We start from the raw sequence: 7,812 nt of genomic DNA, 5'->3' as shown, positions 1-7,812 counted from the left end.
GAGAAGGTAACATTGGTTGGTTTTGGCTCGTTCGAGCGAAGGGAACGCTCCGAACGTGAAGGGCTGAATCCAAAAACCAAGGAGAAAATTACGATTCCAGCAACTAGAGTGCCTGCATTTTCTGCTGGCAAACAGTTCAAAGAAAAAGTAGCACCTTAGCACTACAGATTTGGTGTTGAATTGCAGATTTGATGATAAGGCGATTAGTCTTGCTGTGTACAAGTGCGCTCGCTCCTCTCAATTTCAATAGAACTCTTGCAAAAGTGTTTTGTGGTAAAATATAAGATTTGGCAATTTGTGATTGGGACTTTGGGGAGCAGTGAAAATAGAGAACGCTAAACAGCTTACTGCAAAAAAATTTAAGCGAATGACTGGAGTAAGCCGTAAAACCTTTGAATTAATGGTTGATGTAGTTAAAGCTGATGCTCAAAAGAAAAAGAAACCTGGTCGTCGTCCTAAATTAATAATTGAAGACCAAGTTTTAATGGTTATTCAATACTGGAGAGAATACCGTACTTACTATCACATCGGATTGGATTGGGGACTTTCAGAATCCGCAGTATGTCGAACAGTATATAAAATTGAAAACATTTTAATTAGTTCAAGAAAGTTTAGCTTACCAGGAAAAAAAGAACTATTAAAGATGCCATCACAAGAAGATTTAGTTGTGATGGATGTGACTGAAAGCCCTTTTTGATTGACCAAAAAGAGGTCAAAAGAAATTTTTCAGTGGTAAAAGCGGAGAACATACTTTAAAAACCCAATTAGTTATTCACCAAAAAACTACTGCTATCATCTGTATAGGGCATGGTAAGGGAAGAATTCATGATTTTCGACTATTTAAAACTAGTGGTGTAAGGTTCGGTGAATTACTAAAAGTAATAGCTGACAAGGGCTATCAAGGAATTAGTAAAATTCATAGATTGAGTGAAACACCGATAAAAAAGCCAAGAGGTAAGAAATTGACCAAAGAACAGAAGCAATATAATCGAGAACTAAACCGATTAAGAATTGCTGTTGAACACGTTAATCGGCGATTAAAAATATTCAATATTTTATCTAATCAATACCGAAATCGCCACCGCAGATTTGGATTAAGGTCTAATTTGATTGCTGGAATATACAATCATGAATTAGCTTTAAAAGCTTAAATAAAGCTGAAATAATCCTGACAATTCAGTCAATAAATAATTGCTGAATCAGTTTGCTATATCAAATTTTTGGTTTGTTATTTTCTAGCAACAGATAATATTAAAAATTTGGTAATCGTAGCTATTTGAACTTTTCTAAGGTGAAGAAAAATAACCTTTTATTATACCAGAAAATATTTATGCAAGAGTTCTAATGAAACTGTCGCGGTCGCGTGAAGGCTAGTGGTGGGTAGTGGAGAAGAGATCGCGTTGAGTTGTTGCAGGGGATGGCATCAACAGTAAACTTAAGTGCTAACTGTTGACACTCTATGCAACGCCGGATTTTTCAATGACATCTACCGTTGGTAAAACAAGATGGTGGAGAGAACTGTTAGCGCAATGGCAAATACACGTCTGTAATCATCTCGTGTTCCTGTACATGGAGTCCGACGTTGACGTAGTGAAAAAAGATCGGGAAGTCTCTCAACGCTTCCCCGCTATTGGGAAACCAGACTTCGTAAAGGTAGGATGCTGCTGATACGTTCTCGCGCGAACCCAAATGCCGAATCATAGCACAGCGACCGCTCGGAATGATTTTGTTCACTACGCCTTGCGGATTCGCAGGAATGTCATTTTCCACACTGATGCAGAAGTCCACTCGATATTCTTCAGGCGGTGTAGTGCGTGGATCGTTGTAATGAATTCCGTAACTATGGTGGCGAGTGGGAGGCAGTCGATTTGCCAGCCGCCATTCAATGAGCTTTTGAACAGTCTCGTATTCGAGATGCGGCGGGCCACAATGTTCTATAGCTGCCACCTTAGTCTCAGGAAAATGGACGATTTGAACGTTCACTGCTTGCATCTCTGGTGCTTTCCCTTCTTGAAATTATCACCAAAACCTACGCCATCCACTGCACCCAATCGGGAGCTTCGTACACATCTGCGGTTGTGCCTCCTCAAACGCTACTATCGCCTCTCAACACTTATTAGGATTAAGAGTGCTGAGGTGCTGAGGAATTGTGCGAACGATTCGGTTAAATTATGAAAGCTCAGAAGGTTGTCTTCCACCTAATCGTTGCGCTGATGCCGCAGGCAGAATGTTGACAGAAATAGTGGCATAAGGATTTTGTAGCTGGCCAATTATCATTAAACGAATAAAGTCACCTAAGCCCTCAACTAATCGAGCATGACGTAATTCTCCACAATCAACGGCAGCAAAACCAATATCTTGGGCTAGTTGCATCACGGTTTGACGAGCTTGTGTATCATCACCACAGATAAAAACAGAGACATGATAATCGAAGAGTGGGCTGGGTGCAAGTTCAAAAACTTCCTGAGCCATTGTATTAAAAGCTTTGACAACTTTTGCATTCGGAACTTCTGCGGCTAATTTTTCTGCAAGTGATTGGACTATCGGGGAAAATGCAAACCCTGTTGGAATCTCAAAGTTGTTGCAGTCAATCAAAATTTTGCCAGACAGCACTTCAATCGAAGTAAGTACCTCCGCCGGATTTATCCCTCGTACAGTATAAAGTAGGACATCACCAAAATTTGCTGCTTGATCGTTAGTTCCTCCCTGTGTGCCATTTGCCACAAATTCTGCTATTGACTGTCCTTTTTCTTTTGTCCTAGCACCAAAGAAAACTTCGTGTCCCTGCTCTGCCCACAGTAGACCCAGAGAGCGTCCCATATTTCCACTGCCGATAATCCCAATTTTCATAGTTTAAGCAGCGTTTTTTAACGACATACTTAATATATCAGGTACGCTCTTCAACAATCTTTGCCTAACTCAAGATCATTAGATTATGGGGAAAGACTAGTTTTAGATAGCTCTAAAAGAGATAGAGTCCCTTTCCAACCCCAACCTGATACTGCATACTCGCTGCTTACGCACCCCATAGACATACAACTGTCCGTTGTCCCAAGTACTCATTCCAAAACGGCTTACCCACTTTGGAAAATGAACAACCCGCAGCGATCGCTCGTAACCCAAAACCTACGCCATCCATTCCACCCAATCAGGCGCATCTACAACCAACTCCCCAAACATCACAGGCTGCGCCTCCTCAAACGCCACCATCACACCCCAGCATTCGTCTAAAGTGAGGATGGAAAGGAATTCTTTGACCGCTTCCACACCAGATTCTACACATTCTATAAACCCAACAGCATAAGATTTGATCTGCCGCCACCAAGAATGAGTGGAGTTTTCCTGTCCGCCCATATCCTGATTACTGGGAAGTGGTGTTGTGTCAATGATTGGTGTTGTTAAATCTATATTAGGACTGACTGACACCAACTCCCGATTTAACCACCTAGAGAAAATCCCGGAACGCCCATCATCAGAAGCCAGAAACTTATAAACACACTCCCGCTTCCCTCGTGGCCCCAAACGTCCCACATACGACAACCGCAAGTCAATCTTGTCGAGTAATTTCTGCGCGATGCCTACGGCAACCCGAAGCGGGAACGCAACAGGTGTCAGTTTTGCCGAGATGGTCACGTTCAGATAATTCTTGATCAAGTACCGATGCTCCAGAGCGATCGCTTTAAACTCCTGTATCCGTTCATCATAAGAATGCAACAGCACCCAAGGCGAATAATAGCTATTTTTTTCACACAGTCCTTAAAGGAAAATTTAAAAGTGATAACGCTTTAAATTTAGCAGTATCTTAAGAAACTTTGGGTAAAGTAATTACTAAAGCTATCTAATTAGCAAGATTGGGTAGGCTGTTAATTACCATATAATTTTACTAAAAATTTTATTTTTCAAAAGCTTTTACCTCATATCTTATTCATATTTTTTGTTTCTAAATGACTTAAACTTCACACTTTATAATCTATTTAAGCACTTCATTAAAGGTTTAAACTTAATTGAAGTTTCTTAACAACAACTTGAAGTTAATATCATTAAATATATCATGGTAGCAACAGTCTAGATGATTGATATTAGAGAAGTGGTATCAATCAAGATTAAATAAGCAGTGAATAAGGGGCTGTTAGGAGAATGACAATTAATCTTACATCAGTTGAAGCAGAAAGATTAAAAAAATACTGTTCAGCTACAAGACGACCAGACACAAATGTGATTCGAGAGTTGGTTCGCCCTTTGCTGTCCGGAAAAACACCAAACGCAAATTGAACTGATTATCATAATATCTGCTAACTTATCAATAATTAAACTTAAGTATGTTTAATATTGATAAAAATTTTAAAACTAATAAATATTTATATCAATAAATGAATATTGTAATTGCTTAAAAATTCCGGAAAGTCTTAAGATTTTCTCAAGAAAAAGTCCAAGAAATAAACCTAGGTCTTTTAATCTCAAAAGTGTAAAAATGCTTGTTTTTCAATTTTTCACAATTTTAAAATATGTAGCTATCTCAGTGAAATATATATGCTCAATATTTTCGCAAGACAATATTTATTAATTTCTATAAATACTTATTCAGCGTGAAATTTTAAGATAAAAATGTCAATAATAATTTCTATAAAATCTAATAATCAGATTTTATAGAAATCAATTTCCCTGATTTAACCTAAATATAAGCTTGCTTTTGATATTTTAATTATGATAGTTTAGATAATTAGGATAAGCCCAAAATGACAATTGTAAATTCGATAGAATCTCAAGTAGATTTTTTCCAGATTCAGCATCGTTTAAGCTCGGACAAAATATCACTAATTCATTATTTGTTTGAAGAGCAAACATTACGTTCACCTAACACCATAGCCATAGAATTTGAAGGACAGTGCCTTTCTTATCAAGAGCTAAATCAGCGTGCTAACCAACTTGCTCATCATTTGCAAGTATTAGGGGTGCAAGTTGATGTTCTGGTTGGTTTATGTCTAGAACGTTCTTTAGAACTTATTATTGCTGTACTAGCTATCTTAAAAGCAGGTGGTGCTTATCTTCCACTTGACCCTAATTATCCAGCAGAGCGTCTAAAATTGATGCTGGAAAATGCCCAAGTTCCTATACTATTGACTCAAAGCCATCTAAGCAAAAATTTCTTATTACAAACCACAAACTGCATTTGCTTGGATAGTGAAGAAGAGACTATTAGCCAATATAGAACAACTAATCCCCAAAGCAAAGCCACTCTAGACAACTTAGCCTACGTTATCTACACCTCTGGTTCCACAGGTAAACCTAAAGGTGTAGCAATGCCGCACCGTCCACTTGTCAACTTGATTGCTTGGCAGTGGAAAAATTCAACAGTCAGTTCTGCTAAAACACTTCAATATACTCCGATTAGTTTCGATGTATCCTTCCAAGAAATCTTTGCTACCCTGACCACAGGCGGTACATTAGTTCTAATTTCTGAACAAATGCGCCAAGATCCTAAAAGCCTACTACAATTCCTCAACAAAGCCCAGATTGAAAGGCTATTTCTACCATTTGTGGCACTGCAACAGTTAGCAGAAATAGCGCAGCTAGAAAGTATTATTCCTACTAATTTATGTGAAGTGATTACAGCTGGGGAACAATTACGTATTACAACAGCAATCGCACATTTATTTAGTCAATTACCTAAGTGTAGTTTATACAACCACTATGGGCCATCTGAAACTCATGTAGTCACAGCTTTTACTTTGACTGGTTCATCAAAAGATTGGCCAGCATTGCCACCTATTGGGCAACCAATTGCTAATAGTCAAATATATTTGTTAGATTCAAACCTACAGCCTGTACCTGCTGGGGTGGCTGGAGAGTTATATGTTGGTGGTATTAGTCTAGCAAAAGGATATTTCAATTCTCCTGAATTGACAGCACAAAGATTTGTTGTCAATCCGTTTAATGATTGCGAGTGCTTGTATAAAACAGGTGATTTAGCTAGATATCTTGCAGATGGCAATATTGAGTATTTGGGACGCATAGACCAGCAAGTCAAGATTCGCGGCTATCGTATTGAGCCAGGAGAAATTGAAAATGTACTTGAGCAGCATTCTCAAGTACGGCAGGCAGTAGTAGTTCCTCGAAATGACATACTTGGAGAACAGCGTTTAGTTGCGTATATAGTTGCAGATGCGCCTGCAACTTCCGTGAGTGAAGTGCGGCAATTTTTGCGATCGCAACTACCAGAGTATATGGTGCCGAGTGTGATCGTGTTACTAAACAAGCTGCCATTAACTCCTAGTGGGAAAGTTGACCGTCAAGCTCTGCCAGTACCAACCTATGAAAACAACAAGGAGAATTTTGTTGCACCGCAAACTCCTATAGAGCTAGTGTTAGCAAATATTTGGAGTGAAATTCTTGGCTTAACGCAAGTAGGAATCTATGACCATTTTTTAGATTTAGGCGGACATTCACTGCTGGCTACGCAAGTAATTTCCCGTATCCGTAATGCTTTGCAAATTGAGTTACCTTTACATTCTCTATTTGAATCAGCCACAATAGCTGAACTTGCAAAGCTGATAGAAACAGATAGGCAACAAATACAAACTATAACGCTTCCTCCAATCCAAGCAGTAGAACACGACGCTAATTTACCCTTAGCATTTGTACAGGAACCGTTGTGGTTTTTGGATCGGTTAGTACCGAACAATCCCTTCTATAATGTACCAGAAGCCTTTCAGCTAAATGGTTTGGTAAATGTTGGAGCTTTAGAACAAAGTTTCCAAGAAATACTCAACCGTCATGAAATCTTACGTACTACCTTTAAAGCTGTGGATGGGCAACCTATACAAGTCATCCATACATCTCCAAAATTTAAACTAGCTGTCATAGATTCATCTACAGAACAAAGCCAAATTTGGGAATTAATTATCCAAGAAGCTAGACGTTGTTTTGATTTATCTAAGGATCTGATGCTGCGTGCTACACTCTTTAAATTGAGTGAAACCGAGCATTTTCTTTTGATCAACTTGCATCATATTGTCTGTGATGGTTGGTCAATGAAAGTATTGTTGCAAGAACTAGCGACGCTCTATACTGCCTTCGCATCAGAACAGACTTCTCCTTTGTCAGATTTAACGATTCAGTATGCTGATTTTGCAGTCTGGCAACGACAGCGGTTACAAGGTGAGATCCAAGAACGTCAGATGGCCTATTGGCAAAAGCAGTTAAATAGTCTGCCACCTATTTTGCTATTACCAACAGACTTCCCTCGACCGTCAGTGTCAACCTATCGAGGGGCGCGGTATTTCCTCAGTTTATCCGCATCTTTAAACACAGAACTTAAGGAATTGAGCCGTCAGGAAGGAGTTACATTCTTTATGACACTGCTGGCAGCCTTCCAAACACTACTATTTCATTACACTGGACAAGATGATATTGCTATTGGCTCGCTCGTTGGCAATCGCCATCGCCCTGAATTAGAAAAGATGTTGGGGTTCTTTGCTAACACCATCGTACTCCGAACAGACTTGTCAGGTTTACCTAGTTTTCGACAGTTGTTACAGCGAGTCCGCGAGATGACTTTAGGAGCTTATGCTCATCAGGACTTACCATTTGAGGAACTGGTGCAGGCATTACAACCTGATCGCGCTCTCAATCATAACCCACTCGTTCAAGTCGTATTTAACTTGCAAAATACGCCAACATCCACTTGGGACGTGCCGGGTTTGTCGTTAACCTTAAGGGGCTACAAAAAGGGCTAGAATGCAGACAGAATAAGTCTCATAGCTCTTTGACCTTGTTGGTAGAAAGGACGCTTATTAGGACTTAATGTCAATA

7 protein-coding genes and 1 pseudogene are annotated in these 7,812 nt (G+C 39.4%); 4 read left to right on the top strand and 4 right to left on the bottom strand.

Annotation, left to right across the window (positions count from 1 at the left end; all coding sequences use genetic code 11):
* Both H6G76_RS35575 and H6G76_RS35570 read left to right on the top strand, forming a co-directional pair.
* Window positions 1-159 (top strand): HU family DNA-binding protein (locus tag H6G76_RS35575; RefSeq protein WP_190710894.1); only part of this gene is annotated, 159 nt, incomplete at its 5' end.
* 160 nt (window positions 160-319) lie between these two features.
* A pseudogene (locus H6G76_RS35570) lies at window positions 320-1,151 on the top strand (IS5 family transposase).
* A 370-nt stretch (window positions 1,152-1,521) separates the two neighbouring features.
* On the opposite strand, the gene H6G76_RS35565 reads toward H6G76_RS35570, so the two are convergent.
* The 4 genes from H6G76_RS35565 to H6G76_RS37570 all read right to left on the bottom strand — a co-directional run bounded on the left by H6G76_RS35565 (window position 1,522) and on the right by H6G76_RS37570 (window position 3,720).
* Window positions 1,522-1,992 carry a GyrI-like domain-containing protein gene (locus tag H6G76_RS35565; RefSeq protein ID WP_190710893.1) on the bottom strand — a complete coding sequence of 157 codons (471 nt, stop codon included), beginning with the start codon at window positions 1,990-1,992 and terminating at the stop codon, window positions 1,522-1,524.
* A gap of 177 nt (window positions 1,993-2,169) precedes the next feature.
* Window positions 2,170-2,850, bottom strand: a complete 681-nt coding sequence (locus H6G76_RS35560) for an NADPH-dependent F420 reductase (RefSeq protein WP_190710892.1) — start codon at window positions 2,848-2,850, stop codon at window positions 2,170-2,172.
* A 166-nt stretch (window positions 2,851-3,016) separates the two neighbouring features.
* Window positions 3,017-3,139, bottom strand: a complete 123-nt coding sequence (locus H6G76_RS37955) for a hypothetical protein (protein WP_277883161.1) — start codon at window positions 3,137-3,139, stop codon at window positions 3,017-3,019.
* Window positions 3,127-3,720 carry a hypothetical protein gene (locus H6G76_RS37570; RefSeq protein ID WP_242056676.1) on the bottom strand — a complete coding sequence of 198 codons (594 nt, stop codon included), beginning with the start codon at window positions 3,718-3,720 and terminating at the stop codon, window positions 3,127-3,129. Before H6G76_RS37570 ends, H6G76_RS37955 begins: the two co-directional genes overlap by 13 nt.
* A gap of 417 nt (window positions 3,721-4,137) precedes the next feature.
* Between H6G76_RS37570 and H6G76_RS38345 the strand changes: the two genes are divergently transcribed.
* The gene (locus H6G76_RS38345) at window positions 4,138-4,272 is read left to right on the top strand and encodes a CopG family transcriptional regulator (protein ID WP_242056675.1); all 135 of its coding nucleotides are present in this window, start codon (window positions 4,138-4,140) and stop codon (window positions 4,270-4,272) included.
* Between the two features lie 464 nt (window positions 4,273-4,736).
* Window positions 4,737-7,736, top strand: a complete 3,000-nt coding sequence (locus tag H6G76_RS35550; RefSeq protein ID WP_190710891.1) for a non-ribosomal peptide synthetase — start codon at window positions 4,737-4,739, stop codon at window positions 7,734-7,736.
* Window positions 7,737-7,812 lie beyond the last annotated feature (76 nt).

Origin of the sequence: Nostoc sp. FACHB-152, from assembly GCF_014697475.1 — a bacterium.
In the GTDB taxonomy this organism is placed as follows: Bacteria; Cyanobacteriota; Cyanobacteriia; order Cyanobacteriales; family Nostocaceae; genus Nostoc_B.
Note: the sequence above shows the minus strand (reverse complement) of the source record. Positions and strands in the feature narration are given on the sequence as shown.

Bases quoted from the DNA above. Each gene is read 5' to 3' on its own strand.
- H6G76_RS35565 (WP_190710893.1), bottom strand. From the start codon at position 1,992: ATGCAAGCAGTGAACGTTCAAATCGTCCATTTTCCTGAGACTAAGGTG.
- H6G76_RS35560 (WP_190710892.1), bottom strand. From the start codon at position 2,850: ATGAAAATTGGGATTATCGGCAGTGGAAATATGGGACGCTCTCTGGGT.
- H6G76_RS37955 (WP_277883161.1), bottom strand. From the start codon at position 3,139: ATGGATGGCGTAGGTTTTGGGTTACGAGCGATCGCTGCGGGTTGTTCA.
- H6G76_RS38345 (WP_242056675.1), top strand. From the start codon at position 4,138: ATGACAATTAATCTTACATCAGTTGAAGCAGAAAGATTAAAAAAATAC.
- H6G76_RS35550 (WP_190710891.1), top strand. From the start codon at position 4,737: ATGACAATTGTAAATTCGATAGAATCTCAAGTAGATTTTTTCCAGATT.